The organism is Paraburkholderia sediminicola (assembly GCF_902859805.1).
GTDB lineage: Bacteria > Pseudomonadota > Gammaproteobacteria > Burkholderiales > Burkholderiaceae > Paraburkholderia > Paraburkholderia sediminicola.
In genome coordinates this window covers 78,653-103,295 of sequence record NZ_CADIKC010000015.1, presented here as the reverse complement: position 1 = coordinate 103,295, position 24,643 = coordinate 78,653, and the positions used below count along the sequence as shown (strand labels likewise).

Annotated in this window: 46 protein-coding genes and 1 tRNA gene; 24 read left to right on the top strand and 23 right to left on the bottom strand. The window is 61.3% G+C overall.

What is annotated here, in order from left to right; translation table 11 throughout:
* Nucleotides 1-43 precede the first annotated feature (43 nt).
* A tRNA-Ser gene (locus tag R8871_RS34415) sits at nucleotides 44-134 on the top strand.
* A 74-nt stretch (nucleotides 135-208) separates the two neighbouring features.
* Here R8871_RS34415 and R8871_RS34410 read toward each other — a convergent pair.
* The 23 genes from R8871_RS34410 to R8871_RS34300 all read right to left on the bottom strand — a co-directional run bounded on the left by R8871_RS34410 (nucleotide 209) and on the right by R8871_RS34300 (nucleotide 14,677).
* The gene (locus R8871_RS34410; protein ID WP_175054401.1) at nucleotides 209-1,261 is read right to left on the bottom strand and encodes a tyrosine-type recombinase/integrase; all 1,053 of its coding nucleotides are present in this window, start codon (nucleotides 1,259-1,261) and stop codon (nucleotides 209-211) included.
* Nucleotides 1,262-1,483, bottom strand: coding sequence for a DUF4224 domain-containing protein (locus R8871_RS34405; RefSeq protein WP_175054400.1), 222 nt, complete (start codon nucleotides 1,481-1,483; stop codon nucleotides 1,262-1,264).
* Nucleotides 1,484-1,541: 58 nt separating this feature from the next.
* A complete protein-coding gene (locus R8871_RS34400; RefSeq protein ID WP_175054399.1) occupies nucleotides 1,542-1,754 on the bottom strand; it encodes a hypothetical protein in 213 nt (70 codons plus the stop codon).
* Nucleotides 1,751-2,176 carry an ASCH domain-containing protein gene (locus R8871_RS34395; RefSeq protein ID WP_175054398.1) on the bottom strand — a complete coding sequence of 142 codons (426 nt, stop codon included), beginning with the start codon at nucleotides 2,174-2,176 and terminating at the stop codon, nucleotides 1,751-1,753. Before R8871_RS34395 ends, R8871_RS34400 begins: the two co-directional genes overlap by 4 nt.
* Nucleotides 2,173-2,412, bottom strand: coding sequence for a hypothetical protein (locus tag R8871_RS34390; RefSeq protein WP_175054397.1), 240 nt, complete (start codon nucleotides 2,410-2,412; stop codon nucleotides 2,173-2,175). The genes R8871_RS34395 and R8871_RS34390 overlap by 4 nt, the downstream gene beginning before the upstream one ends.
* Nucleotides 2,409-3,398: a phage Gp37/Gp68 family protein gene (locus tag R8871_RS34385; RefSeq protein ID WP_175054396.1), complete on the bottom strand. Its 990-nt coding sequence runs from the start codon at nucleotides 3,396-3,398 to the stop codon at nucleotides 2,409-2,411. The genes R8871_RS34390 and R8871_RS34385 overlap by 4 nt, the downstream gene beginning before the upstream one ends.
* Nucleotides 3,395-4,528, bottom strand: a complete 1,134-nt coding sequence (locus tag R8871_RS34380) for an RNA-directed DNA polymerase (RefSeq protein ID WP_456095321.1) — start codon at nucleotides 4,526-4,528, stop codon at nucleotides 3,395-3,397. Before R8871_RS34380 ends, R8871_RS34385 begins: the two co-directional genes overlap by 4 nt.
* A gap of 202 nt (nucleotides 4,529-4,730) precedes the next feature.
* Nucleotides 4,731-5,108, bottom strand: a complete 378-nt coding sequence (locus R8871_RS34375) for a four helix bundle protein (protein ID WP_175054394.1) — start codon at nucleotides 5,106-5,108, stop codon at nucleotides 4,731-4,733.
* 13 nt (nucleotides 5,109-5,121) lie between these two features.
* The gene (locus R8871_RS34370; protein ID WP_175054393.1) at nucleotides 5,122-5,589 is read right to left on the bottom strand and encodes a DUF1566 domain-containing protein; all 468 of its coding nucleotides are present in this window, start codon (nucleotides 5,587-5,589) and stop codon (nucleotides 5,122-5,124) included.
* A 38-nt stretch (nucleotides 5,590-5,627) separates the two neighbouring features.
* A complete protein-coding gene (locus R8871_RS34365; protein WP_175054392.1) occupies nucleotides 5,628-5,987 on the bottom strand; it encodes a DUF1566 domain-containing protein in 360 nt (119 codons plus the stop codon).
* Nucleotides 5,988-6,285: 298 nt separating this feature from the next.
* The gene (locus R8871_RS34360; RefSeq protein WP_246287963.1) at nucleotides 6,286-6,588 is read right to left on the bottom strand and encodes a hypothetical protein; all 303 of its coding nucleotides are present in this window, start codon (nucleotides 6,586-6,588) and stop codon (nucleotides 6,286-6,288) included.
* A gap of 284 nt (nucleotides 6,589-6,872) precedes the next feature.
* Nucleotides 6,873-7,397, bottom strand: a complete 525-nt coding sequence (locus tag R8871_RS34355; protein ID WP_175054390.1) for a hypothetical protein — start codon at nucleotides 7,395-7,397, stop codon at nucleotides 6,873-6,875.
* Between the two features lie 63 nt (nucleotides 7,398-7,460).
* Nucleotides 7,461-7,895 (bottom strand): hypothetical protein, encoded by a 435-nt coding sequence (locus R8871_RS34350; RefSeq protein WP_175054389.1) that lies wholly within the window; start codon nucleotides 7,893-7,895, stop codon nucleotides 7,461-7,463.
* 57 nt (nucleotides 7,896-7,952) lie between these two features.
* Nucleotides 7,953-8,126, bottom strand: coding sequence for a hypothetical protein (locus R8871_RS34345; RefSeq protein ID WP_175054388.1), 174 nt, complete (start codon nucleotides 8,124-8,126; stop codon nucleotides 7,953-7,955).
* A gap of 2 nt (nucleotides 8,127-8,128) precedes the next feature.
* Complete coding sequence (locus tag R8871_RS34340; protein WP_175054387.1) at nucleotides 8,129-10,222, bottom strand: ParB/RepB/Spo0J family partition protein; 2,094 nt, start codon at nucleotides 10,220-10,222, stop codon at nucleotides 8,129-8,131.
* A gap of 10 nt (nucleotides 10,223-10,232) precedes the next feature.
* Nucleotides 10,233-10,658 (bottom strand): hypothetical protein, encoded by a 426-nt coding sequence (locus R8871_RS34335; RefSeq protein WP_175054386.1) that lies wholly within the window; start codon nucleotides 10,656-10,658, stop codon nucleotides 10,233-10,235.
* Nucleotides 10,659-10,873: 215 nt separating this feature from the next.
* Nucleotides 10,874-11,686, bottom strand: a complete 813-nt coding sequence (locus R8871_RS34330; RefSeq protein ID WP_175054385.1) for a hypothetical protein — start codon at nucleotides 11,684-11,686, stop codon at nucleotides 10,874-10,876.
* A 5-nt stretch (nucleotides 11,687-11,691) separates the two neighbouring features.
* The gene (locus R8871_RS34325; protein WP_175054384.1) at nucleotides 11,692-12,444 is read right to left on the bottom strand and encodes a hypothetical protein; all 753 of its coding nucleotides are present in this window, start codon (nucleotides 12,442-12,444) and stop codon (nucleotides 11,692-11,694) included.
* Entirely contained in the window at nucleotides 12,441-12,656 is a 216-nt protein-coding gene (locus R8871_RS34320) for a hypothetical protein (RefSeq protein ID WP_175054383.1), read from the bottom strand. The genes R8871_RS34325 and R8871_RS34320 overlap by 4 nt, the downstream gene beginning before the upstream one ends.
* A gap of 4 nt (nucleotides 12,657-12,660) precedes the next feature.
* A complete protein-coding gene (locus R8871_RS34315) occupies nucleotides 12,661-12,828 on the bottom strand; it encodes a hypothetical protein (RefSeq protein WP_175054382.1) in 168 nt (55 codons plus the stop codon).
* Nucleotides 12,829-12,922: 94 nt separating this feature from the next.
* The gene (locus R8871_RS34310; RefSeq protein WP_175054381.1) at nucleotides 12,923-13,117 is read right to left on the bottom strand and encodes a hypothetical protein; all 195 of its coding nucleotides are present in this window, start codon (nucleotides 13,115-13,117) and stop codon (nucleotides 12,923-12,925) included.
* An 8-nt stretch (nucleotides 13,118-13,125) separates the two neighbouring features.
* Nucleotides 13,126-13,548, bottom strand: a complete 423-nt coding sequence (locus R8871_RS38585) for a hypothetical protein (RefSeq protein ID WP_246287961.1) — start codon at nucleotides 13,546-13,548, stop codon at nucleotides 13,126-13,128.
* 367 nt (nucleotides 13,549-13,915) lie between these two features.
* Complete coding sequence (locus R8871_RS34300) at nucleotides 13,916-14,677, bottom strand: helix-turn-helix domain-containing protein (protein WP_175054380.1); 762 nt, start codon at nucleotides 14,675-14,677, stop codon at nucleotides 13,916-13,918.
* Here R8871_RS34300 and R8871_RS34295 point away from each other — a divergent pair.
* The 23 genes from R8871_RS34295 to R8871_RS34185 all read left to right on the top strand — a co-directional run bounded on the left by R8871_RS34295 (nucleotide 14,676) and on the right by R8871_RS34185 (nucleotide 24,550).
* Nucleotides 14,676-14,945: a helix-turn-helix domain-containing protein gene (locus R8871_RS34295; protein ID WP_175054379.1), complete on the top strand. Its 270-nt coding sequence runs from the start codon at nucleotides 14,676-14,678 to the stop codon at nucleotides 14,943-14,945. The genes R8871_RS34300 and R8871_RS34295 overlap by 2 nt on opposite strands.
* On the top strand, nucleotides 14,946-15,308 hold the full coding sequence (locus R8871_RS34290) for a hypothetical protein (protein ID WP_175054378.1): 363 nt from the start codon (nucleotides 14,946-14,948) through the stop codon (nucleotides 15,306-15,308).
* A gap of 75 nt (nucleotides 15,309-15,383) precedes the next feature.
* Nucleotides 15,384-15,791 carry an XRE family transcriptional regulator gene (locus R8871_RS34285; protein WP_175054377.1) on the top strand — a complete coding sequence of 136 codons (408 nt, stop codon included), beginning with the start codon at nucleotides 15,384-15,386 and terminating at the stop codon, nucleotides 15,789-15,791.
* A complete protein-coding gene (locus tag R8871_RS34280) occupies nucleotides 15,788-15,976 on the top strand; it encodes a hypothetical protein (RefSeq protein ID WP_175054376.1) in 189 nt (62 codons plus the stop codon). The genes R8871_RS34285 and R8871_RS34280 overlap by 4 nt, the downstream gene beginning before the upstream one ends.
* A 10-nt stretch (nucleotides 15,977-15,986) precedes the next feature.
* Nucleotides 15,987-16,139: a hypothetical protein gene (locus R8871_RS34275; RefSeq protein WP_175054375.1), complete on the top strand. Its 153-nt coding sequence runs from the start codon at nucleotides 15,987-15,989 to the stop codon at nucleotides 16,137-16,139.
* A complete protein-coding gene (locus R8871_RS34270; RefSeq protein WP_175054374.1) occupies nucleotides 16,139-16,420 on the top strand; it encodes a helix-turn-helix domain-containing protein in 282 nt (93 codons plus the stop codon). Before R8871_RS34275 ends, R8871_RS34270 begins: the two co-directional genes overlap by 1 nt.
* Nucleotides 16,417-16,647, top strand: coding sequence for a hypothetical protein (locus R8871_RS34265; RefSeq protein ID WP_175054373.1), 231 nt, complete (start codon nucleotides 16,417-16,419; stop codon nucleotides 16,645-16,647). Before R8871_RS34270 ends, R8871_RS34265 begins: the two co-directional genes overlap by 4 nt.
* Nucleotides 16,644-17,210 (top strand): hypothetical protein, encoded by a 567-nt coding sequence (locus R8871_RS34260; protein WP_175054372.1) that lies wholly within the window; start codon nucleotides 16,644-16,646, stop codon nucleotides 17,208-17,210. Before R8871_RS34265 ends, R8871_RS34260 begins: the two co-directional genes overlap by 4 nt.
* The gene (locus tag R8871_RS34255; RefSeq protein ID WP_175054371.1) at nucleotides 17,207-18,301 is read left to right on the top strand and encodes a helix-turn-helix domain-containing protein; all 1,095 of its coding nucleotides are present in this window, start codon (nucleotides 17,207-17,209) and stop codon (nucleotides 18,299-18,301) included. Before R8871_RS34260 ends, R8871_RS34255 begins: the two co-directional genes overlap by 4 nt.
* Before the next feature lie 292 nt (nucleotides 18,302-18,593).
* Nucleotides 18,594-19,010: a hypothetical protein gene (locus R8871_RS34250; RefSeq protein WP_175054370.1), complete on the top strand. Its 417-nt coding sequence runs from the start codon at nucleotides 18,594-18,596 to the stop codon at nucleotides 19,008-19,010.
* Nucleotides 19,007-19,279 (top strand): hypothetical protein, encoded by a 273-nt coding sequence (locus tag R8871_RS34245; protein WP_175054369.1) that lies wholly within the window; start codon nucleotides 19,007-19,009, stop codon nucleotides 19,277-19,279. The genes R8871_RS34250 and R8871_RS34245 overlap by 4 nt, the downstream gene beginning before the upstream one ends.
* Nucleotides 19,276-19,905: a hypothetical protein gene (locus R8871_RS38580; RefSeq protein WP_246287959.1), complete on the top strand. Its 630-nt coding sequence runs from the start codon at nucleotides 19,276-19,278 to the stop codon at nucleotides 19,903-19,905. Before R8871_RS34245 ends, R8871_RS38580 begins: the two co-directional genes overlap by 4 nt.
* Nucleotides 19,906-19,933: 28 nt before the next feature.
* The gene (locus R8871_RS34235) at nucleotides 19,934-20,143 is read left to right on the top strand and encodes a crAss001_48 related protein (RefSeq protein WP_175054368.1); all 210 of its coding nucleotides are present in this window, start codon (nucleotides 19,934-19,936) and stop codon (nucleotides 20,141-20,143) included.
* On the top strand, nucleotides 20,140-20,457 hold the full coding sequence (locus R8871_RS34230; RefSeq protein ID WP_175054367.1) for a hypothetical protein: 318 nt from the start codon (nucleotides 20,140-20,142) through the stop codon (nucleotides 20,455-20,457). Before R8871_RS34235 ends, R8871_RS34230 begins: the two co-directional genes overlap by 4 nt.
* Nucleotides 20,451-20,795 carry a hypothetical protein gene (locus R8871_RS34225; RefSeq protein ID WP_175054366.1) on the top strand — a complete coding sequence of 115 codons (345 nt, stop codon included), beginning with the start codon at nucleotides 20,451-20,453 and terminating at the stop codon, nucleotides 20,793-20,795. The genes R8871_RS34230 and R8871_RS34225 overlap by 7 nt, the downstream gene beginning before the upstream one ends.
* Before the next feature lie 2 nt (nucleotides 20,796-20,797).
* Entirely contained in the window at nucleotides 20,798-21,151 is a 354-nt protein-coding gene (locus R8871_RS34220; RefSeq protein WP_175054365.1) for a hypothetical protein, read from the top strand.
* Entirely contained in the window at nucleotides 21,145-21,609 is a 465-nt protein-coding gene (locus R8871_RS38575; protein ID WP_246287957.1) for a nuclease domain-containing protein, read from the top strand. Before R8871_RS34220 ends, R8871_RS38575 begins: the two co-directional genes overlap by 7 nt.
* The gene (locus R8871_RS34210; RefSeq protein WP_175054364.1) at nucleotides 21,602-22,204 is read left to right on the top strand and encodes a hypothetical protein; all 603 of its coding nucleotides are present in this window, start codon (nucleotides 21,602-21,604) and stop codon (nucleotides 22,202-22,204) included. The genes R8871_RS38575 and R8871_RS34210 overlap by 8 nt, the downstream gene beginning before the upstream one ends.
* Complete coding sequence (locus tag R8871_RS34205; RefSeq protein WP_175054363.1) at nucleotides 22,204-22,392, top strand: hypothetical protein; 189 nt, start codon at nucleotides 22,204-22,206, stop codon at nucleotides 22,390-22,392. The genes R8871_RS34210 and R8871_RS34205 overlap by 1 nt, the downstream gene beginning before the upstream one ends.
* The gene (locus tag R8871_RS34200; RefSeq protein ID WP_175054362.1) at nucleotides 22,389-23,075 is read left to right on the top strand and encodes a DNA-binding protein; all 687 of its coding nucleotides are present in this window, start codon (nucleotides 22,389-22,391) and stop codon (nucleotides 23,073-23,075) included. The genes R8871_RS34205 and R8871_RS34200 overlap by 4 nt, the downstream gene beginning before the upstream one ends.
* 126 nt (nucleotides 23,076-23,201) lie before the next feature.
* Nucleotides 23,202-23,501 (top strand): hypothetical protein, encoded by a 300-nt coding sequence (locus R8871_RS34195; protein WP_175054361.1) that lies wholly within the window; start codon nucleotides 23,202-23,204, stop codon nucleotides 23,499-23,501.
* Between the two features lie 132 nt (nucleotides 23,502-23,633).
* Complete coding sequence (locus tag R8871_RS34190) at nucleotides 23,634-23,885, top strand: hypothetical protein (RefSeq protein WP_175054360.1); 252 nt, start codon at nucleotides 23,634-23,636, stop codon at nucleotides 23,883-23,885.
* On the top strand, nucleotides 23,873-24,550 hold the full coding sequence (locus tag R8871_RS34185; RefSeq protein ID WP_175054359.1) for a hypothetical protein: 678 nt from the start codon (nucleotides 23,873-23,875) through the stop codon (nucleotides 24,548-24,550). Before R8871_RS34190 ends, R8871_RS34185 begins: the two co-directional genes overlap by 13 nt.
* Nucleotides 24,551-24,643: the final 93 nt, after the last annotated feature.

The window sequence follows — 24,643 nt, the reverse complement described above, 5'->3', positions numbered from 1 at the left end:
TCTGGCGCAGGGCCCGAAGTTTGCTATAATTCGGCTCCCCGCCGGAGAGATGGATGAGCGGTTTAAGTCGCACGCCTGGAAAGCGTGTATAGGTTAATAACCTATCGGGGGTTCGAATCCCCCTCTCTCCGCCACCCTTCCAGCAAGCTTTTGCAGCATTTTGAAAATCTGCGCTGTGCCATAAAACTGGCTCTGTGCCATAGAATTTTCATCGCAAAGGCCTCACGCGTTCCGGTTTTCGCCGGTAAATCCGCTGCGTTACCTTGCCGTCGGCATGCGCTAGAAGTGCCTGAGCATGCTCGAGCGTCTCGGCATCGCTCGCGCATTTCGCGCGCAAATCGTGCTCGGTGAAGTGTTCCTTCAGCTTCGTCTCCTCGAGCACGCGCGTCATGAAATTCCGCCACATCGTGTCCCAGCCGCCGGCGCGCCCCGATTCTTCGTTGAAGTAGCATTCACCTCGACGATTGCAGAACAGCCACGGCGCGATCTGGACTGGCCGAGCAGCCATAGCCATGGCCACGGCTTCGCGCAGCGCATCGGACCATTCATAAATGATCCGCTTTGCAGTTGACCCCTCGGTCTTTCCCGGCATCACGTGAATACCATCGTCTTTGAGATTCGCAGGCCCGAGGCGTAACAGATCGCCGCGGCGCATGCCGGTGAGAAGCTTCACCCGCATATATGCCTGGATGGCGCGCACGCTGCCAGCCTTGCGCCGCGATTCGATCGAAAGACATTCGACGATCTCCCAATCCTCGACGTACCGCGTGCGCGCCTTCTCTCCCGTCAGGCGTACCTCGCCCTTGAATGGGTGTCGGTCGATATATCCCCACTCCACGGCTTTGGTATATGCGTGTGACAGGACTTCGATTTCCCGATGTGCCGAGGTCTTGGCGGCGCGCTTATCGACGTACTGATAGATGTGCCGCGGCTTCAACGCGTTAAGGGGATGTGCGCCCATAACGGCGCGCAGTCGCTTGATCGCGATCGCGTTCTGAGCCTGCGTCGTTACTTCCTTCTTCGGCACCACTTCGAGAGAGTAGCGATCGAGGAGATCGCCAATTGTGTCGGCATCATCGAGTGCGCTGAGTCGATCGGCCCAAGTCCGATAGGCCTCGGGCAGCGACTTGCCCAGACGGAACTGCTTTTTCCCGTCCCATGATGTCTCGAACCCGGGTGGCACCCGGTAGTAATACGCCCCATGGATGAGTCGCCAGCGCTTTGGCAAACCATTGTTCTCGGCCAGGCGTTTTTTGGGCACTTACGCTGCGCTCCAGTTGAACGCTTCGACGGGTGCGGACTCCTTCGCCTTACGCGAGCCGAACTGTTCTTTCACGTGCTCGCGCAGCACCATCACGCGCCTATCCGCGCGTACCTTATGCTCGATACCCATCTCGCGCAGGATCCGCACCTGGCTGGCGCTCTGCCGGCGGTCGGTGAGCTCAACGAGTTGCTCTGGGGTCAAAAACATCGAGTCGGACATAATCACTCTCCAAACCAATATCTGCGCGTGACGTCGATCACGCGTTGTGCTGCCTCGGTCATTCCGTGTATCCCTTCAGATCTTCCAATGCTTGGATCATTGCGACGATGTCGCCGCTCGCGGCGGCGCGCGTGGCGCGATCGAGCGAGGCGCGAATCAACATGGCGCCGAAAGCGCCGGCGCGGCCGATCTCGATGTAATGACCGAGGATCACCGTCACGCGCGCGATTTCGTCCGGCAGCGCATCGCCGAGGGTTTTGATATCGCTCACGTGATGGCTCCAAGGTCATGCATCTGGCGCAACTGCGCAGCGACGTCTGCCGGAACCTCGAAGAACCCGAGCGCACCCTTGCAGGCAACAAAAGGAATGGGCTTCGGATATGCGAGCTCGAAACCAAACTGCCCGCTCATGTGCCAGGGAGAGGTGCGGTTGTCAGGGTGTGCACAACCGACGATCGTCGCGGCCCCAACAATGCCGCCGCGCTCGAGCTGCTCGCGAGGCGGGAAGAACCCTCGATAGCCGACGTGCAGCACGGTGGCCAGCGCATCGTCATATTCGTCGCGCGTCATGCCTTTGCCGGCGTGGATGAGCACGCGGCCGCGATACTTCGTTGACCACGTCCGGTTCTCGACATCCTTATGGTCGTTGACGATCAGCCACGCCCACGGCTGGCGGATGGAAAGTGCCTTCATAGTTTGACCTCGGCGTATTCGGTTTTGACCGTCACGCGCGTGGAGTGGTGGTACTGGTGGACGATCCGAACGCCGTTCCAGATATCGAGGGCTCGGCCGCCAACATTCGCCTCGTTGAGCTCGGCGTTGTAGCGCGATGTTCCCAGCTGGCCCAGGATCTCCGCGATGATCTCGGGGTTATCCTGAAGCCTGTGCAGCAGATCGTGGTTGATCTCGATGAGGGTTCGGATACTCATGCGGCACCTCGCGGGAATTCGTCGTGCGTGCGGCCATCGAGTTGTCGACCAGCGGCTTTCTTGCCGACACGTTCGAGGATGCAGCGTGCGCCGAATCGGGTGAACGCACGCGGGTAATGATCGGTTTGGATGAAGTGCGCCGGCTCATGCTCATAGTCGCCGAAGGCGAAGCGCCCCGGTGTATCGGACGGATGCATGCCGGCGGGCGCCCATTCACCCCATTGCTTGAATAGAAACGGCACGCCGGCGCTACCGCATTGATCGCGCAGGCCTCGTATCCATTGAATGCTCATCGGCCGCGCTTCGTGGCCACTCTCGCCACCAGCGATTACCCAATGCACACCGTGCTCGGGGCTATTCCATCCCTGCAGCATGCTCATGCGGTGTCCACCCCATGGAATTGAGGTGAGATCGACCGGGCCGAGCAATGGCTCCATGCTCAGGAAATGTACGCGGGCCGGGGTCTGGACCAGCTTAGGAATGTCGCGGTCGGCTTCTTCCTGATTGACGATCGTCGCGCCGAGCCAAACGTTGTCTGGCAATCGAGGATTGCTGAGCCATGCGGCGTCACAGCGAAATCCGGCTATCTCGCCGAGCATCCACATGACATTACCGATGCGCTTTGTCAGCAGCAACCAGTCAAGATTCGGCGTGGCCTTGATCACATCGAAGAGGTCCGCTCGCCAGGCGACGCCGACGGCGTTGTCGAACACGTCGGCGAGCGACGCGCAGAATACCCGCTGGCGTCGACCGTGCTCGGCGAAGAACTCGCGGTGAGCTGCGTTCCATGCGATCGGCTTGCGCCAGTTCGCCGTCGACGTGCGTCGACGCGGGGCGCCCGGGCCCCAGTTAATCGCGGCACCACCGGCGAATCGCGCGTTGCGGGCTTCCGCATAGCAGTGATCGCAGCCCGGCCCGACCTTCTGGCAACCCTCCCAAGGGTTGAACGTGTGGTCGGTCCATTCGATTTTGCTGTTCTCGCTCATCGGGTACCCCGGTAAGTTTTCGTGAGACTGAAATTGATCGCGTGACCGCGCGATCGCACAACATTCGCGAGTAATGCACGGTCGTGATGACTGGCAGTTGCTTGGCCAAGAAGCCCGAAATACGAGTTGGCAACCGGCATCAATTCGTCGGCTGGCACGGTCGCGACCCTGCGCAACGCTTCGTTGCGCGTACGCTTACGCGTCGAGCGATGCCACGGTTTGATAACCTGGCCGACGAAATCGACACCGCGGTCAATCGGCTGCAGGATCGTCTTGCGTGGATTGAGCTGGATACCGAGATACTTCGGCAGGAAGGCGGTTACTTCGGCCAGAATCTCGTTAAGCCTCGCCGGCGATTCGTCGAGGAATATGAAGTCATCGACATAACGGATGTAATGACGCACGCGGAGCCCGTGCTTGACGAACTGGTCGAGAACGTCGAGCAGCACGTTCGCCGCGAACTGGCTGATCAGATTGCCGATTGCGAGGCCGAAATGCAGCCGTTGCTCGAGCAGCCGCTTATGCGGCGGAACGAGTTCCATGAGCGCGCGATCGCCGAGGTAGTCGAAGTCACCGCGCGGATCGTGCATCAGCACGATTTCGGTCAGCCATCGCCAGAATGGTTCGCGGATCCTCGTGAGAAACAGCTCGAGCAGGAGTGGCTTCGGGATACTGACGAAGAAGTTTGCTATGTCGCACTTCAGGTAATACGCCGGGCGCGACCAGTTTTCGGTAATCGATCGGATCTTTGCTTCGAGGCGCCGTGCCGCGTACAGCGTGCCGCGCCCCTTGATGCAGGCGCAGCTATCGGCGATGAAAGCTCGCTCGAAGCGCTCGCGGACATGGTTGTACAGAAAATGCTGCACGACCCGATCGGGAAAGTCTGCAGCCCACACTTCGCGTGGTTTCGGCCACGTGATAATGAAACACTTCGAGCGGCCGGGTAGGTAGCTGCCATCGGTCAGCTCATCATGCAGGGCTGCTATGTTGCGTTCAAGATTCGCTTCGAACGCAAGGGCGCTAGCGCTATTGCGCTTCGTGCGCCGGCAATCACGGTACGCCGTGACGAGTTTGGAACCAAAATCCGCTTCTGCGTTTCGATCTGCTGACGGCGACCCCGCGGAGCTCAGCGCTCTTGTGGTTGTTGTTCTGGTTGCCGTTGTTGTAGTTCTGATACCAGGCATAAGCTGGACCATCGTGCTATCTACGTCGCCCGGCCGATTGCTCAGCTGGGAAACTGCGCCGGACCGATTCACACGCCGGTGGTCGGTATCCTCATTGCGCATGGCGGTGGCCTTGTGGGCCAGCGGCACGACCAGATTGAAACGGTGCTCAGTCATGGCGGCGTGAACCTCCATGAGACGGGCGTTTAGCGGCCCACTCCCTCCACTTCACAGCTTGTTTGCTGATGCTCTCCGTGAGACGGATAACGGCCCAATACTGGCGGTCCGTGATCTCGTTCAAGTCCCACGCGAGACGGAAGAGCGACTCGACGAGTTTTACTCGCTCGATCAACTGAGACAGGTGAGGCACCTTGTCATCGGCCACATTGGCGCGATAGACGAGAATCAGGAGGCGCTTCATTTCTTCGACGATATCCTCGCCGATCAATCGCTTGAATGAGCGTTCCATGTTTTTGACGATGCCTGTGACCTTCTTAAAAAGGTCAAACCCCGTCTTGTACACGTCGAGTTCGGTGTGGAGGGCCATAGTGGCTGAATGACTAAATTACTGAAGGAATGAATCTGCTGACGGCAACCGCGCGGAGCTCAGCGCTCTCGCGGTAGCCGTTCTGGTTGCCGTAGTCGTAGTTCTGATACCAGGCGTAAGCTGGGTCCGGCTCGTAGTCCTCTTCGAGCCACATGCTTCCCTCGGCGCAGAACTCCGGAAAGGCGGCTTGCAAGAGCCGCCCTTCGCGACGATTGGGAAGCTTGAAGCCGCGATCGCCAACATATGCCTTCGCGGCGGCGTGATTGACATCGCTGGATTCGCCCTTGTGCAGGATCAGGTAATAGTCGAGCGCACCGTCTTCCTTGAAGATCGGCCCGGCGACGCGTGCGCCGGCCGGGAGCGGGATCACCGTCCGTTCGATGACATATTCGGTGGCGACGGCTTGCTGCTTGAACTGCTCGATCAGCGCGCCGATGCGCGCGTGTTCGGACTCGATGTGATCCAGTGTGACTTGGGACATTGAATCTCTCCGGATGGAAGTTCGAATGAGTGAATGAATCAAATAGTGAATCTGCTGACGGCAACCGCGCGGAGCTCAGCGCTCTTGTGGATGATGATCTGGTCGCCGTGGCTGAAGTACTGACACCAGGCGTAAGCTGGATCCCACTCGACGTCGTCATCAGTCCAATAGGCTTCGGGCTTCACAAGTTCGAGGTGCTCGTTGTACATCACGAGCGCATCGATACGGTTGTACAGAACGCCACCTACGCTCTTTGCCCATTCACGCTGCAGGTCGCGCGGCAGGCGCTTGTCGTTCACGGCCACGAGCACTGTGTGTTCGACATCGCCGTGTTTGTTGATGCGGCCGTGCAGATAGATCTGTCCGTCGACGAGCGGTGGAAGTTGAATTTGCTGCATGACTTCTCCTTTGTAGAAAGACAACGGTGTTTTCACTTCTACTTCTCAAATAGATCGCTTTGTGCGGCCACGTCGACGTGCTCCGGACAGCGGTGCAGATCAGCGCCGATCTCGTGCGCATGCTTCACGCACAGATGTCGATCGCATGTCTTGCCGGCCTTGACCGGGTAATCGCACTGGAAACCGCTCGGCGCCGTGCAACCGTCAACCGAGCAGTGCCGCACGCTCTTTCGCCCGCGGGTGCAGACGATGCCCGAGATACCACCAGGCAGGCGAAAGGGCGTGCAGGGCATGATCGTTAGGTGGCGATTGCGGTTAGCGTTGTGGTGCCGTCACCGTTTTCGGTGCGCAACATGAAAGGCGCCCGCAATGCGCGACGCCCACCGCGTAGCACACGCAGCGCGTCGACGAGGTTCTGAGGCGGTTCGGTTTCGGCGGTCAACAGCGCCGTCGTGCATGCAAGGGTTTCATCCCCTTCGTTCGGGATCGAGAACGAAGCGACGAATGCGATCTTGTTGGTCTGGCAGATCTCGATGATCTGGGCCATCAACGGATTGATCTGAGCGTCATAGACCTGCTCTTTGTTCAGTGGTGTTTCCATGGTCACTCCAGAAAAAGGACCGGGCCGAAGCGCAGGCCCGGTCAAACACACGCCGCGCTGTCGAGAGAGTCAGCGCGCCGAACTACTCTGTTTGGTGCTCGAGCTGCTGCGCGCGATCACAACCGAACCAACGTGCAACACAACTCGCTCACCGCGATCTCGCGCGATCATCTCGACGAACTCGGCGCACAACGTGTGCGTCGCGCTATCCGTCGGGATCCGCGAAGTGGCGTACGCGCGCGCCGCGTCCAGGAACGCTCCGCGGCGGCGCGGTTCGCCATACATCAGTTACCCGCCACTCGATAGTTGGCTGGCTGCGTATCGGTGCGCGACTCGAGCTCGGCCGGTTTGAGCGAGCAATCGAAGCCGGCGGCGCGGTATGCGTCATAGACCTCTTTGCTCACCTGGCAACGGATCAGCACCGCGGCCTTCTGCAGGTTCGCTTTGGTCGTCGAGTCGTCGGTGACGGTCGACTGGCGCACGGTCTCGGCGGCCGCGACCTCGAGCTTGCAGTCGAGCAGGCTATGAGAAGCGCCGCCGACCAGCGACACGCCGGCGATCGCGCCACCAAACTGGACCGTCTGGCCGCAGTTCATCTGAGAGAAAGAAGCCGCGTAAGCCCCCAGGACCGGTGCCGAAACATTCCGAACGGTTTCTGTCGTATGTTCCGGGGTCTGTGAGAACTGGATCGTGCCCTGTGCAGTGGATTGAGACGCGCTGGACTGCGTCGCCGTAGACGACGATTGAGCTTGCGCATGACCAATGGTCCCCAGTGCTAGAATCAATGCGACGGTGATTTTCGTGTTCATCGTTACACCCCCAAGGTGTGTGGTCGGGGCCTTCGATATTTACGGTATCGAAGGCCTTCTTCGTTACTGGCCGTAGGAATAGCTGCCGGCGAGGTTGGTATAGCCGTAGCCGCTGACGTCGGTGCCGACACCCGACTTGCTCGAGCCGTAGCCCGAACCGCTCGTGTAGCCGCCGGCGCTCGCATTCGAAGTGCTGCCGGTGTAGCTGCCCGACGCCGAGACACCACCGCCGAAACCGCTAAAGCCATACGAACCGACGCCGGCACCAATCAGCGTGCCGCCGATGGCATAGCCGCCGCCTGCCGAATTGCTCCATTGCGACGAATAGCCGTTGCCGTTCTGGCCGGCGGAGGCCTGCGAGCCACCCGACGTGCTGGACGACGAACCGAACCCGCCGCTGAACGAGCTCGTGGTGTTATTCGAATAGCCGCCGGCGAAAGCTGCCGGTGCGATGGCGAGGGAAAGTGCTGCTGCAACTGCAAGGGTGATGCGCTTCATGGTCTACCTCAGGTTGGTTTATTGCGCGGTGGTCCGGCCGCGCCCGGTGCTGCAAATTCAATCGTTCTTCGCCTTGTCTTCGTCGTGCTCAGCTGCTGTGCGATACGCCTCGGCGAAACGCTGCAGCGCGCTGATCGGTCCGGTCACGCTGTGGTATTCCTGCTGCCCGATGCGCCCGTTCAGGACCACGGTGAGGCCAGCCTCGCGCGCCAGTTCGACGATGTCTGGCATGGTTACGGCCTCGTGGTCGGGAACGGCCACGCCGCAGCCGGATCGAGCGGCGTCTTGATGGGCTTACCTTTGCCTGCTGGCTCGGTCGGCACGAAGCCCGGTTCGCCGCGAATCACCTTGGCGGGTGTCTTACGCACGGCGGCCTTCTTCGCGGCTGGCGCAGCCTTAGGCTTTGCTGTGACCTTGGGCTTTGCCACCTTCGCCGCGGGCGGAGTTACCGGACGAAGCAGGGCAGGGAGCCAACCGGTATCCGTGAGCAGCTCTTCAGCCTTCTGCGCGAGCTCACCTTTCTTCAGCTTGTCGGCCTGTTTGATCGCGAGCTCGCCGATCCCTACCTCTTCAAGCGCCTGGATGATCACGGGCTTAGCCACTTGGCTGAGATAGGACTTGCGCGTCGGTTGCCACCAGTCGGCCATGTTCAGACCGATCGTTTGCTCAACATGCTCGAGCGGTCGCGCGCGATCATTGCTGACGGTGGTATTGATGCAGGCCGCCGTACAGAATGCGAGCAGCTCGATCACGTCGACGGCGCTGCGCGAAGCCACGTAGCCGAAAATCGCGTCCGGATCCTCAGGCAGTTCAGCTAGCAGCTGCGTGCGCCGCTCGGTGAGCGCGGCCCACGCGTTGCTCTCTTCCATATCGTCCGCATTGGACGTGAGGTTCGTCAGCTGCTCGGTCGGTACGATCGCGAGCCCGCTAGATCCGTAGTAGCCGGTGTGGAGCACCTTTGCGAGCAGCGACGAACAAAGCAGATCGAGGGCCACGCGCGGTGCTTCGAGCAGGTGCGCGGACATGGCAGCCGACCGATTCGCGGTGAGCTTGCGCAGCAGGACTTCGCTGTAGGTGGCTTTCTCGGGCTCGACGGCCTCGCCAGCGGCGATGCGCTTGTCCCGATCGGCCTTTTCCTTCACCTTCTCTTTGGCCGCCGCTACCTTCGGGTCGATCATGCCGCGATGGATCTCGAGCACGCCGTTATGGTTGATGCCTAGCACGGCGCCTGCGCTTTTCTTCTGGCGATCACTGAAGGTTTCGAGCGATGCCTTTAGCTCATTGATGCGGGCGACTGCCTTCCGGTTCTTATCCTCGATCTCCGCATATTCGCCATCGGTAAGCTGGTTATCGTCGTCGCCTTCGAGGCCCTCCATTGCCTGCTCGGTTGACGCGGCTATTTCGTGAAGCTGCTCGAGCTCGGCAGTTTCCTCGGCAGTGAAGGTGCGCACCTTCGGTTTGCTGCGGGTGTAGCGGCTCGTTTCGTTGTAGCCGATCTCAGGAAGCACCTCTATGAACGACCAGCCCTCGGCACGCAGCGATTCGGCCGCGGCTTCGAGTTTGTCGCTGGCCAGCTTCTGCAGCAGCGCCATATCGGTGATGTAGCCGCTATCAGGACCGCCAAAAAGATCGCGCAGCACATTGCCGCCGGCGGCTTCGTACGCATTGAGCCCGACAAACTTGGCCGTGCGCAGGCTGGACGTGTCCGTTTGACCCTTGGTAAGCGCCTGGCGTAGATGGGAGGCGTGCTTGTAGAACTGCGACGCGCCGTACCACACCTTGCACTGCAGAGTCTGATCGTCCGTGAGCGTGAAGGCCTGCAGCTGTTCGAGATTCATGCCGCCCTTGCGGTAGATATCGACCAGTTCCGGCGACACCTTGGCAAGCGTCAGGCGGCGCTGCACAACTAGCGGCGTGACGCCGAACTGCGCGGCGATATCTTCGACCGGCGTGCCTTCCTCGAAAAGCACCTTGAACGCATAAAACTCGTCGGCGGGGTGCATGGCCTCGCGCCCGCTGTTCTCGGCCACGCTCGCTGCCAGCGCGTGCTGGGGAGTCGTGAGCAGGCAGAAGACCGGGTGGTCGGCCGGGACCTTGCCCTTTTGCTCGAGCAGCTTGAACGCGCGATAACGGCGCCCGCCACCGACGACGCCTTGATCACCGTCTTCCGGAGTGACGATCAGGTTCTGCAGCTGCCCTTGCGATTCCAATAGCGCGGCGAGTTCGGTCACATCGCTCGTATCGTTTGCACGCGCGTTCAGCGGCGAAATGTGCAATTGATTGAGCGGTATGGTGACCAGTCGCCCTTCGATGGTTTTTTTGCTCATGGCGGTGAATTTAGTGAGTGGTGTGCGGCACGCTGTCGGCCGGATTGAAGATCGCGCCGAGGATGCCGGCGAGGGCTGCGTTACCGAACTGGGCACCTTCGACCGGCTGCGACTGGCGCTGACGGAAGAGGTACAAGGCGCGGCGCCACGCGCCATTGGTTGCCGGCGCATCGAGCCACATGGGCATCCAGTTGCCGGCGCCATAGACCGCGTCATAGCGGCGCAGCAATGCCGCGCGCGTCGCGTGGACCGGGTCAGCGATGTCGGGGTCGTCCTCGCGCAAGAGATGCTGGGCACCCATCGCGAACTGGCAATGCGGTGCCGTATAGCTATCGAACTTGATGCAGCCGACGCGTTGACCGTCTTCGCCAAGCGCCACGATCGACTGCAGGTGATCGGTGGGCCGCGAATCGTTGAAAATGAAAATCGTCTTCATGGCGTTGGTCCCTTCGTTTTGTGCGTCGTGCGCCGGCGCTGGGCGGCGCGCACATGCGCGCGGGTGAGTCGGTAAGCGTCGCGAAGCGAAATACTGTTTGCCTGCAGATCCGCGAGCAGCTGCCAGAGAGTTGGTGTTTGCCTGCGTCGCTGCATTCGAAATCCTGGAAAAAACGGGCGCTGTGAGAGCCGCCCCCAAAGCTCGCCGACCGGGGGTTACAACCGACGAGAGACCACCGAAAAACCGCCGCGCAGCTCGACGAGGGTGATGAGTGCGCGGAAGTGTTGATGCGTGAGATCGACCGTGCTGCTTTCGGTCTGGATGGTGATGTCACCGTCGGGCCACGAGAGCAGCTGGATATCGCCGACGAACACGACGAACTCGGGCTTGCGTCCAGTCACCGGCGGCGCGGGCGCCGGAGCGGGTTGACGCATCGCTGCGATCGCGGCCGCGGCTTCGCTTGCTGCTACCGGCAGATTTGCCGACGCGGACGCATGCTCCGGGTATGCGTCGTCCTCGTCGGTGATGATCCGATTTGCCGCGACAGGTTTTGCTTTTTTGCGGCCCGCGACGATCGCTGTGGTTGCTTCGAAGTGGGAAATAGCTTCGGGAGCAGCCTTGGGCTCGGCATCCGGCTTCGGCACCGCTTCACCGCCGACGGAGTACTTCCCGTTATTGCGCACGATGCGGCCGTCACGCAGCGCAGCGTTTATGAACGGGGTGATGCCACCCTTCGACGTGATCCCCATTGCCTTGCAGAGATCTCCAGCCGGTGACGGGCCGTGGATCCGGAGATAGGCAATCGCTTCGTCAGCTCGCGTTGCGTGCTTCGTTTCGCCAGGCGCCGCAGTCGGCCGGAGTTTCGACAGCGGGTTGGCCCATGCGCTCGCCGGCACCGGCGCAGCCGATATGTCGTCCACTGGCGTCTCGACGACAGCGGCCTTCTGACGCGGCGCAGCTTCGGCGGCCGCGATGGCTACCGATTCACCGGCGATCGGAAACATGTTGGGGTGGCTGACGTTCTTCACGGTGTTCACCCGAGATGCGGCGCGAAGCCGTGGCGAGGGAAAAACCGGGTAGCCCTGGCGACGCTCATATCGAGCCGGAGCAAAGCCTCATCGCCCGCAACATGCGCAGCGGTATAGAGAGGAGGCAATTCAGCTTCGAAACAGGCACGCACTTCGTCGCGGCGGGCGCAACGGCCGTCTTGGTACCAGAACACCTGTTCAGGGTCGCCGATGCACACCCGGACGTCGGAGTCACCGTCTGACACTTCATAGGTGCGCGTTACCCAGACCATGACCAGGCCGATGCTGGTGCCGCGTGATTGGGTCGCCGCCGTAAATTTGGCGCAGTCCTGGTGTGCCGGTGCTTCGCTGCAGCGGCGGCTGATCGCCGACAGCGGGCGGGTGATGAACGCCTTGTACTGGCCGAGCGGTTCGCCGCAAACACAGCAGATCTTGTAGTAGTGGCAGTTCGCGAAGCTGAGTGTCGGCGTCACGTCGGCCGGCACGCGCGGAGCGTTTGCTGCCTGCTCCTGCGGGAGGCAACGCAGCCGCACGGGGGTGGCCGGAAGGCCGTTACGAAGAAGCATGCTCACGGCGCTTCCTATGCGGAAGGCGCGCCGCGACCGCGCCTCCGGAAGAGCCCGGTCATCGTTCGCGGGGGCGGGCAGGTGTTGGTCAGAGTCGAAAGCGTGGTCGAAGCGACCGGCGACAGTCGTGAGCGTCCAGGCAACGGAACCGAATGCAACGAGGGCCGAGCCCACATAACCGAGTGTGTTCACGGAAGCACCCTCCCTGTGGTTTGCTGAAGCCACTGTTTCGTAAGATCGACCCCAGCAGCTTCATTGCCGAGATAGAAGGCCTCGAAGATCTGAGCCACGGATACCTCGACGCCGAACATCGAAGGCATTCCTCGGCTTTCGAGCTCTTTAATCAAGTCATCACGGTCAATCTGACGGAGATCGACGTCCACATCGACGGTCACGTAAGGCATCGCGTCAGTCCTCGTCGATATCGTTGGCGGCGCGACGCTTGATGTCGACGCAGTTCTCGTCGAAGCCAAGCGAGGCCTGACCGCCAGATGCGGGCCGCGCGCGCGAGACGCTGCGCACGCGGGGGCTGGGGTTGCGAAGGGCATGCGCGTGGGCGTTCACGACGGCGCGCATTGGTGGCGGAAGATCCTGCGGCGCAGGCAGACCCATCGCACGACATACCGGCTCGAGCGCTTCGTCTGGGAGATGGACTGGGACCGGGCGCATTTCAGTGCTCCCCGCACATGTTGTCGAGGTGCTCGAGCGGCGCGAAACCGATGGCCGCATAGAATGCATCGATCCGCACCGACTTCGGCAGCAATTCAATGAGCTCAATCTCGTTGCCGAAGTCATCGACAACAGGCGACCATATGACGTGCGCATAGTCGCGCGGCCCGAGGTTGGTGTAGTAGGAGATCTTCATGGCTGATCTCACAGGCACCGGGTGAACGAGCACGACGTATCGCCGGCGGCGAGCCGATCCTGATACTGCATATAGCCGAGGCCGAGCAAGACCACGAAGCACACGCCGAGCACGGCGAGCACGTTCCGGGTAATGCGCAAAGTCAGCTTCACTGCACGCGGGATCTTCAATGGAACGCGGCGCGGGGGCAGCGCAGTGACCACGGCGTCGACCTTGAAGCCGGTGAGATCGTGGTGTCCTGCATAGGTCCACGCCTTGTCTTCGGCTTCCCAGATATTCACGGCTTCGACGCGCACGATGTTCGGGCCCTTGCGAACCTGATCGCAACGAAAGAACACATCGAAGTTGGTGCTGCAGAGGACGGCCGGGTGCACAGCGCGCGCGCCGCGCCGGGTATTGCCGGTGGGTGTTGCTGACTGTTGGTGGGCCATCTCTCGCTCCGTTGTTTGCTACTCGTTGGAGCGAATAATAGAACTATCGGTTACGTTCTGGCAAGTACCGAAAGTTACCTAATTTGTAACAAGCCGGGCTGAGGACGAAAAAAAGCCCGCAAAGCGGGCGTCTGGCGGCGAAGGGATCTGTGGTTAGTGAGTGAGCAGATATGTATCGAGCATGCTTGACGACATATCGAGGCACCAGGCGAGGACGGCCAATACGTGGAGGTCGGCGACGCGCGCCGGGCTCGGAACTACAGTTCCACCCCGGGTCACCGATAGATGTACGTCCGTAATGATTTCGTCATTGTCGATTCGGGCTTTCTTACACCGGGCGGCCCGATAGGCCACAAAGTCCACGATGTCAGGTCCCGTGCTTTCCCGTGTCATGTTGTTTGTCACTCTCAGGTTCCGCGGCCGATCGGAGGTCGGCTCTAGCGCTTCTGGCAAAGGCTGCGGGGCTGTCGGCGCCGTTGTCAGAAGTTGAGTGTGCTGCGGTCGGCGCCGCTTTAAACGGGGGATTAGAGGTGTTTTTACCCTCTTCTCGAGAGTTTTGCGCGCCAAGCATTAATAGGATTGCGGCGCGAATTGTAGGCGACATGTCAGTTTGCACGGCATGCAATGCTGCACGCAATAAAGTTGCGTCGTCGTCCGTAATCGCCGCCAGGCGGTGCTGGCCGTCTATCTCGTTCAAGATTTTGGCGAGCGCGACAGTGATCTTTGCCGGTGCGAAGGACGTCCCCTGCACGGAATCGCTCGCCGTGGTGGCGGGTTCAGTAGCCGGTTCGGCCGGGGTCGCCCCCTTTTTGGCGCCGCGCGCCATCGCTAGCCATTCGAAATTGACGTTGAGCCACTGCGCGAGATCAATGATCCGCGAGGTGGCCGGGATCGCCTCGCCCTCGAGCCACTTTCGCGCTCCCTTTTGCGAAACGCCCATCTTCTCGCCCAGCGCACTCTGCCGCCCGGCGCCCTTTGCGGGGAAGCCGATGTCGTCGAGTGCCTCGTTCAGGCGCTCGGAGAAAGCTCGCTTTTGATCGTCAGTAACCATGGGTTCTATTGTCCGCGCATAGCAAAGAACAATCAGTTCTTGCCGTTTGGTAACTTGCGGTTCTAAAATGCTGCGCATGAACCTCATCGAACAAGCCATCAAGCACGCCGGCGGCGTCACTGCCTTTACTAAGGCTTTGAACGAGCTGATCGAGCGCCCGGTCACCTATCAGGCGGTGAAGAAGTGGGCGGCGAAAGGCCGGCTGCCTCGAACCGAATGGACGGACGAGACTCACTACGCCGCCGCGATCGAGCAATTGACGGGCGGCCAAGTTCTGCGCGAGCGCCTTCTGCAGACCGGCGTCGCGTCGGGGATCAGTGCTCCAGTCGAAAAGGAGGGCGCTTAGATGAAATCCCTCTTTGGCATTTGCATCGTGCTGGCGGAAGGCTTGCTCGCCTATCTCTGGTTGGCGCTTGGGTATGAGGCCGCAGGTCGCATGCTCATTTTCTACCTGTGGGCATGGGCGATTCTGCTGTTCTTCATCGCGGGCATCGTCAGTCACCCGAAGTACACCCCTCCCAAGATCAAGAAATCGCCGCTCGTGGTGCGTTACTTCCACCGCGGCGCAACAGGTGTACGCGTGCTCGGTCTGGCTGCAATCGGCCGTCCGGTGCTCGCGGGTATTTACCTCATCGGCGCGGTGCTTATGTATCTCATAGCCAATGGCGGCGAGAAGCGTGCGCCCGAATCGAAGGAGGGCGGCGCGTGAGTTTTCGGGGATTTGCATGGTGTCCATGCAAAAAATTTTCGCCGCCGGCCGACCGGTGTACCAAGAGGTGTATCGATGACATTTGACTATCACAGCGCCGCTGCACACCCACGCGGCAGAACAATTCACCCCCCGCCGCCCGTCGCTTCAGAAGCGCCGCGGCTGCGGTTTCTGCCTCGCGAACAGATCGAGGCGTGCGCGACCTTCCGCGATGCATGCGTGCTCGCCTGGAAAAGCCGTCGCCACCCGGGCATGACCGAGACGTATCTCGCGTCGATGTGCGACCTCATTCAGCAGCATGTCTCTGAGTACTTCCATCCCGACGATCGCGATGAGAAAGGTCGCAAACGCCGCAAGCTGCCGGCCGACAAGGTCGGCGTCGTGCAGGAGCAGCTCGGCAATTGCGCGATCGGGCAATGGCTCGCGCGCGACATGGCCGTGAGGCTGGTTGAGGAGTTCTTCGCTGCGGAGAGCATGCGGTGACAGAAGTCGAGGCCGATCGGCTTACACAAGAGGCGTTGCGTACTGCGCGCGCCCGGGCAGGAGACAGCGTGTCGGCGACCACGACGGAACTACTCCGGATGATGCATTTCGACGCGCAACTGCAACTTGCTTTCGCCGTGCTGAGTATCGCGCGCCTGCAGGAATCACAGAAATTGCGCCACTGACGGGATGGCCATGGAACTGCACGAATTGATCGACTCGACGATGCGAGCGGCCGCGGGCGCGCTCCTGATCTGCGCGTTCTTCCCGGTGCGCCGGCGTTTCATTCGCCAGCTTAGCGTCAGCTTTGTCGTCTCGCTCGGCATCGCTCTTCTCTGGAGACACTGATGTCGCACCACCTTACCAATCTCACCTGGGAGATCGACCCGGCCGACGTCGACCTGTCGTCACACGGGCTGATCGTACTCTTGCGCCTCGCGCACCTGAGCGTGCAGAGCACGGGAGAATGCTCGGTGACTGTCCCGGAGCTCGCCGTTAAATGCCGGATCTCGGACAGCGGCGTGCGTCGCCAGCTGAAGGTGCTCGAGGCGATGGGCTTCGTCATGCAATTCAGGGAAGGCCGCAGGACGTCATTCCGCATCAACGTCGCGCGACGGGAGTCTGTGTGATCGAGCAGATTGCAATTGGCGTGCTCGGCGCGGGCGCAGCGTTCCTCTCGCAGGATACGAAGCCTGAACGCCGGCGCTTCGCATGCCTGTTTGGCCTCGCTGGGCAGCCGTTCTGGTTCTATACGACGTACCAATCCCAACAGTGGGGCATGTTCGCGCTGTCGATCCTGTATGCGATCGCGTGGGTTCGCGGATTTGCCACGCACTGGCTATGGCGGCGCGCATGAGCAAAGCAGCCTCCACAACCAAACTCAACGCCGGCCTCGTCGAGGCTGCGATCCGTCGGCACGTCGACCACCGCGCAAACACGCTCATTCCCGAAGCGGAGATCCGCTGGGGCATTGGCTCACACCGCGGCAACTACCGCGCCGACTTCGTATTGATCACGCGCGCGGGCTACGCAACTGAGCTCGAAGTGAAGGTCTCCCTCGCAGACTGGCGCAAGGATCTGTCGAAGCCGAAGTGGGTCGGTATGCCGGATTGGATCACGCGTTTCATCTACGTGGTGCCGGAGAACCTCGGAATTCCTGAGTGGGTGCCGGCGAAATCGGGCGTCTGGCATGTTGTGCCGGCGGTCACGGATCCGTATTACAACCCCGCGCTCGAGAGTCGGAGGCCGGACGGTTATCAGATCGTGGTCGCGCGTGCACCCCACGTGCTCGGGCGCACGAAGTTGCCCAGTGCAGTGCTCGGCACGTGGCTTAGAAACCTGTACTACCGCTATTGGGATCAGCGCATCCACGCCGAAGGCCGGATCGCGCGCCATATCCGTGAAGGTGTCGCAGCATGAAGCCATGGACATGGCGCCACGCCATCATCAGCTCGCCGTTGCCGTCGACCACGCGGCACGTGCTCCTCACGCTGTCCTGCCACGTCAACGATGCTGGTGAGCCTGCATACCCGTCGACGGCGCTTCTCGCGACCGAGACAGGCCTTTCCGAGCGTTCGGTCGTCACGCACCTGCAGGATGCGGCCGCACTCGGATGGCTGATCGTTCAGAAGCACGGATACGGTGGTCAGAGATGGGCGCGCAATCAATATTATCCGCGCGTGCCCGATGGTTTCGAGTTGCCGGATCGGGAGATTCGAGGCACTGAACGTACTTCAGTGCCTTCAAAAACGGGTCGTAACAAAAAGGCACTGAACGAGGTTCAGCAGCTTGTGGATAAAGGCACTGAAGCAGGTTCAGTGCCTCCGGAAAAGGCACTGAACGTCGTTCCAGAAGGCACTGAACCTAACGACAGAAAGGCACTGAAGGAGGTTCAGTCTAATACTGCAGTTAACCCTGCAGAGAAAGCAGCAGCACGCGAGGCCGAAAACGACGCTGCCGCTGCTGCTCAAAAAATAAGCAAACCCGAAAACACCGAACGCGAGCTCACCGATCTGTTGATCGACCTCGAGCGACAACGCGGGAAGGATCTGACGATCGACCGAAGCCGCGATCGCGTCCACGTGCTGACGTGGATCGGCAAGGGCGTGACGGCCGAGCAGCTGCGTGCAGCCCACACGGCAGCCGTGGCGGCGCGCAAGCGAGATACCGACGACCGACCGACATACGCCGGTTTCGTGTCGACGTTCATCGACCAGGTGCTCGCGCCGCCGGCGACCGCGACGCCTGCCGCTGCGAGCGTCGAAACCGAAGACTGGTACCGGACGCCCGACGGCGTCGACGCTCGCGGCGCCGAGCTGGCGCAGCGAACGCGCAAACCGGACGAGGACTGGCGGTATTACCGGGTGCTGGTGGCGAAGGCCTCGCGCGAGCCGCGGGCAATCGAGTTCGTGCTCAGCGACGCGCAGCGCTTCAACCAGCTCGACCTCTACCAGCTCGCCCGCAAGACGTTTGGCGACGCGCTGATGCCTGTGGACGACTACGCATCATGACCGAAAAATTTTCCCCTTCGGAACAGTGGGCGACCGCTGAAGTGGGCGTTCGCCACCTGTGCGTCACGTGCCGCTATTCAAAGCCCAATCCACCGCCGGGTCTTCCAATGGCTTGCTTCCATCCGCATTCGCGTCGCGACCCGGTTTACGGACAAGTCGATAGCTGTCAGGTCATGCGCGCCGCCGGCGAGCCTTGTGGCCCGAATGGGCGGTACTGGGATCAGCGGCCGCCGGCACCGCGGCGCAAGCCGACGTTCCAGCGTGTCATTCGCTGGTGGAAGGGAAACCGCGTATGAGCAACGTCATCGATATCGAGGATCTGCGCTTCACGCGCGACCGGCGGATCGTCAGGCCGCAGGACGAGTGCAGCCATCGCCACATGACGCTGGACGACAAGGGCCAGTTCGTCAGGTGCGACGACTGCGGCATCCAGCTTTCGCCGTTCTGGGTCGTGGCGAACATGCTCGACCAGTACGAACGCGCGCTCACGAAGATCGCATCTCGCGAAAAGCGCCAGGCCGAGGCGGAATTGCGTGGCGTGCACCTGCGCGCCGCCCAGATCGTGGAGCGGGCATGGCGCAGTCACAGCATGGTGCCGGCATGCCCGCATTGCGGCGAGGGCATCCGAGCGACTGACGGCTTCGGCCAGACCCAGATCAACAAATCGATTGATGACCGGCGGCGCGCCGCCAAGAAGGGAGGCGTATGAACTGCAAAGAGGGTGATCTCGCATATGCCGTGCGTGGTCTCTATACGCGCCACGATCGGCCGCCGGTTGTCGAGGTGGTGAGCTTCTACGCAATGCACCCAGAGTTTGGGGTTATCTGGTTGGTGCGCAGTCGCGAGCCGTTGCGCTTTCTATCTTCAGACGGCGAGCGCGAGGGATTTAATCGCGAAGTTCATGCCGCTGACGATTGGCTGCGCCCGATCAGCGGCGTTCCGGTGCTCGACGAGCAGCTCGATGAGGTACCTGCATGAGCAAGAGTGCCGTCCGCTTCCCTGAGAGCGCGATCGCCGACGGCTGCGTCGGTACCGCGCGGATCCGCGAGCAGATCGCGGGTGCGGCGGCGCGCCTCGCGTCGACCGAGCCAGTCCCGCTCGATGGCGCAATAAAGCGGCTGGCACAGTATGACGCTGCGGAAACCGCAGCAGCGTTCATGCAGGCATCCACTGTAGCGCTAGGTCTGGGCGTAGAAGTTGAACGCGTGCTGGCCGACTGGCGCAACGCACCGAGCCTTTCGCCGATCGAACGTATGCAGCAGCTCGGCCGTATGCCGCGCGGCAAGCAGAACAAGACCGAGACGGCCTATGAAGAGGAAGTGCTCAAGCCACAGCTTCACGCCGGCGAGATCCTGTTCTACCGGTTCGAGGCCATCAAGCTGCGTCTCGCTGACAACACGTTCATCACCATCGACTTTCCCGTCATCACCGCGGCTGGCCAGCTTGAGTTCCGCGAAGTGAAAGGGCGATGGACAGACGACGCGCGGGCCAAGACGAAGATCGCGGCCGCGCAATTCCCATTTCGATTCATCGCGATCCACGCCGTCGGCCGAGGTAGCCGGCGCACGTGGCGCGTCGAAGACCTCACCAGCCGCAGCTGGTAACCCCTCAAATCATTCCGGAAAAATGGACATGTCATACGCTCCCCATCAACAGCGCGTCGTCGACGAGAAAACCGAACTTGATTTCAAGCGAACCGCGCTCAAGGTTTTCATCGATTCGAATCCCGTGTTCGCTGGACTGCCCGACGATGAGCGCGGCCGTCTCGTTGCTCAATATCGCGTGATGACCGAATACTCGGTGATCTTGGGCGAGCGAATTGGCGCGTTCAAAGCATCATGAGCCAGCTCGACATGTTCGGCGATCCGGAGCCGACCGCCATCACCGCGGCGGCGGCGACCGATGCAACCGCAGTGCTGCGGGCCCAGCATGCGGAGCTCATCGAACTACTGCCGGAGAAGCTTCGCCCGCAATGCGCGCCGGCGGCGCCGGTACCGCAGGGCGGCGCGCAGCTCGAGCAATGGGCCCGCGTTACGCAGCGTATCTATCTGCTGTATCTCGTCGGCGCGATCGCGCGCGGCGTCTACCGTGATTCGAGTGAAGCGAACGCCCCATACGTGCTGATGAAGCTGAATGGCCTCGGAGGTGAATGGTGAGCCTCAGCGAAAAAGACCGGAAATATCTGATCGATCCCGTCACGCTTCGCGCGTCGGCCGTAGCGATGCGTAGTAGCGGCTTCGAAATTGTTGCTGAGCAGCTCGAAGCGGCGGCCGCGGAAATCGAAGGTGGTAACGAGGCGTTCGCTGCGATCGTAGAAGCCAAACACGGGTTAGAAACCGAGCTCAAGCATTCACGAAGCAATCACCGAAACACGCTCGATGTGATTGCGGAATGGGGCGACTTGTTGCGGGAACTCAAGGATGCCCGGCCGCTGATTCTTTATGGCGACGAGTGGGTCAAGCGTATTAAGCGCGCTCTGCGGATGATCGTCTGACCATGAAAATGACCTTTATCGTCCCTGCAGCTTTCACGGTGTACGGCGTACCGCAAAAGGAGCGGCCGCCATGTCTGATCCAGTGCGACGTCGTCGAGCTGGTGCGCGCGTTCTCGCATTCGCCGTGGAAGTTCCGCAATAGCCTGCGCCGCGGATTGCGCGTCAGCTACTCGGCATACGTGCGCCTGCCCGCGTGGATCATCCCGCCGGATAACTGGCCACGCCTCGAGAGTGGCGAGGTCGAACTGCGCGTGCCGCTGCATTTCAACCAGCGCGTGCCGCTTCCCGCATTCCCGCCGGACAGCAACCGCGTGCGCCTCGACGGCGTCGTCCAGTTGCGGGACGAGCCATGCTGACTCGCAAGAAACCGCTGATTAGCAAGACGCCGCTCAAGCGCAGCGCGCCGATCGGCCGCCGCCCGGCGCCGAACAGCTCGTTGACGCGCACACAGCTGCTCGTGAAGTCGCCATTCAAGCGCAAAGCGAGGAAGAAGCGCAGTTGGCACGACGCGAAGATGCGCAACGCCTGTCGTGACCAGCTCTGCTATTTGCGCGTGCCCGGGCTCTGCCGGCGGCGCGATCCCGAGGAGACGATCGTGCCATGTCACAGCAACGAGAGTGCACACGGGAAGGGCGGCGCGCGGAAGGCAGATGACAGGTACACGGTACCAGGGTGCGGTCTCTGTCATCACTGGCTTGATTTCGGCGGCGCGTCGCATCTGCTGAAGTGCTCGACGTGGCGGCGCGCATACAGGGAATGGTCGACCGTCCGCGACGGAGCACCGGACGAATCAGTCGGAGAGATCGATGGATGATCAACAGCGTGCGCGGTGCGGCCGCGCCATGAAATGGCTGGATTCGGAAGACGAGATACTCCGCGAGATCTGGAAACTGCGCACTCCGCTGAAAGTGAGCATTGCACGCCTGCCGGGACGGTCGGAACGAGGCGTCCAGATGCGCGCCGATGCGCTCGGTCTGCCGCGGCGCCGCCAGGCACGCGGCACATCTGATACACGGCCGGCGTTTGTCGCGCTGTGGGCTGCGCTTAAGAAGAAGCGCGGTACCCGGATCGAACTGGCGGCGCGTGCGGGCGTATCGAATCAGACCGCAGGGGCGTTCATCCAGCATTTCCGCGCGCAGGTCCGGATCGTCGGTTGGGCACCCAGAAAGGACGGCCCACATGCGCCGATCTATGCCGCGGGCGCCGGAGAGGACAAAGCCAAGCCTCCGCGCAAGCCGCGCGCGGAGGTGTACAGCGACTACTGGAAGCGAATGAAGCGCGAAAGACCTGATCTGGCCGCCGCCCGAATCGCGCGCACGACGTTTAAACGGTTGGAGCGGGAGGGCAAATTGGCTCGGCGTGATCCTCTCACAATTGCTCTGTACGGCCCGTCGTCCACCTTCAGGTGATGACCGCGCCGCTTGAGGAATGGGAGTTCCTCGACCCGGCCGACGTGCTCGAGCGGAAACGGGGCGAGCGCTGCGTCGGTTGTGTGCACGCGGTGCTTCGCAAGGATCATCTCGGGACGCTGAAGCGGGTTTGCAGGAAAGGCAGGAAATACGGAAAGCGCTGCGCGAAATACAAGGAAACCACATGATCGACACAGAACAGAAACTCTTCCGCTCGGCGCAGGACGCGATGATATTCGCCTTCAGCTATTCCATGCAGACACGCGACCGTTCGGCCGTGGACAGGATGGCCGCGCCGTCGCCACGTACGGGTAAGGGGCTGAGCGGCAACGACGGCGCCGCCCAGGCAGGCATGATCCGCCGCGAGCTCGAGGAACTAACGGCCATTGAACGGGCTGTGCTTGTTGCACGATTCGCGCCGCGTTCGTCGCCGTGCGCTTGTGGCCGTGCATGCTGCTGCGGACATACGCCAAACCCGGAATATCAGGAAGCGATCCGCACGCTCGAGCAGGCTGCAATGTCGATCCTGCCGTCCGGCACAATCGTGCATTACCAGTTGCGTCGCGGGCTTGTCGAGAAGGCGACTGGCATCAAGATCGAGATCAAAGCACTCGCAATCAAGTGCGGGGTTGCCGAGCGCACTGCTTACGCGCACTGGGAAGTAATCAAGCACTGGTTTCTCGGCACCGCAAAGCCGAAGAAATCGAAGGAAGCTAAACGCAAGCGAGTCGCGGCCGGCGATGGTGTCGCAGATGTACCGAACGAATCCGAACTTCTGCCCGAGGTTGCTACAGCGGTCGACGGCATCGAATCGAAGGCGCGGAAGCACGCCGATGAACTACTTAGCGGTCTCGATTTCGTTAGGCCTTGACGGACAAATAGTTGACTTCCGTAAAATCGACGTTAATATACGCATCAATCTGACACTGTGAATAAGTGTCTCCAAAGCCCCGAGTCGCTTCCGACCGGGGCTTTTTCCGTTTACCCGGAGCAAATCATGAGCATTCGCGCCAAGATGAGGTTGAGTTCGGTCATCGCCCAACAGTGGGGCGGTGCGCAGGCGATTTTCAGCTGCGAATACGACCCGACGCTGCCAGAAGATCAGAAGTTTCAGAAGGCCACGCCCACCGGTATGGCGCAATTCACGATCGACAATCCTTCGGCGACCGAGCAACTGGTCATCGGCAAGACGTACTACTTCGATATCTCGCCGTGCGATCCGCCGGCCGCCGTTGTCGTCGAACCCATCGCCGATCCTGTGCCGGCAGCGGCTCCGGACGCAACCGACGCCAGCTAAGCGATTTTTCTTTGCCCATTGCGGGTGTACGCCACCGGCAGACCATCGGGCTCATAACCCGAGAGCAGCAGGTTCAATTCCTGCCCCCGCAACCAATTGCCGCACGATGAACGAATCACGAGAAGGCAAGTGATGAACAAACCGAAGTCCAAGGGCGCCGCGCCCAACATCGCGCGCCCGCGCCTCGGTGAAAGCGTCCTCGTGCGAGCCCCGTTCTTCGCGAAGCCGACGGTCAGCCTCGTAATCGGCCTGTACGACGAAGACACGAACGATATTGCTGTGCAGGCTTTTCCCGTCGGACGTGATTCTCTGCAGATCCCCGCGATTCCCTTCTTCGAAGCTGAGCCCGATGCAAGCGTTCGCTCCGCAGCATGGCCGGCGTAATCACAATCCGCGTCTCATCGAACGCGAACGAGATCGCGCGCGGCCTCGACGATTTCATTCGTCGCCAGTTGCCATTCGCGATCGCCCAAGGTGTGAACCTCACGGCGAACCGAGTGGCGGGCGACGAGACCGAAAACATCGTCAAGACGTTCAAGAATCCGTCGCCATTCACGCGAAAAGCCGTCGGCATCAAGCGCGCGAAGAAGGGTTCGCCGACCGCCGTCGTCTTTATGAAGGACGCAACAGCGGCGTATCTACAGCCATATGAGACCGGCGGCGCACACCGTCTAGCGGGCACCGCGCTGCTGAATCCGAAGGACATCAACCTCAACCAGTACGGTCAGTTGCCGCGCGGCATCATGGCCAAGCTGCGAGGTCGGAAAGACATTTACATCGGTGTGATCCAGACAGCCAAAGGCAGTATCAATGGTGTCTGGCAACGACTTGATGTGACGAACAAAGGCACGACGCGTCGTAAGCGCGTTGAGCGCGGCAGTGTGCATGACAAGCATCTCGGTGCACTGAAACTGTTGATTCGTTTCGGTGATGCGCTCCCGGTCAAACAGCAGTTGAACTGGGGCAAGAAGGCCAAGCAGACGGTCGATCAATGGATCGACCGCGACCTGTCAACCGCGCTCGCCGCGGCCCGCAGAACGGCCCGTTAGGCCGCTGGCGGGGACTGCGGAGGGTGTCCGGTCGGAGGCCCCGGGTTGAGCGGGTCCTTCCCGGGACCCCTCGATAACGCGGGCATTGCGCGC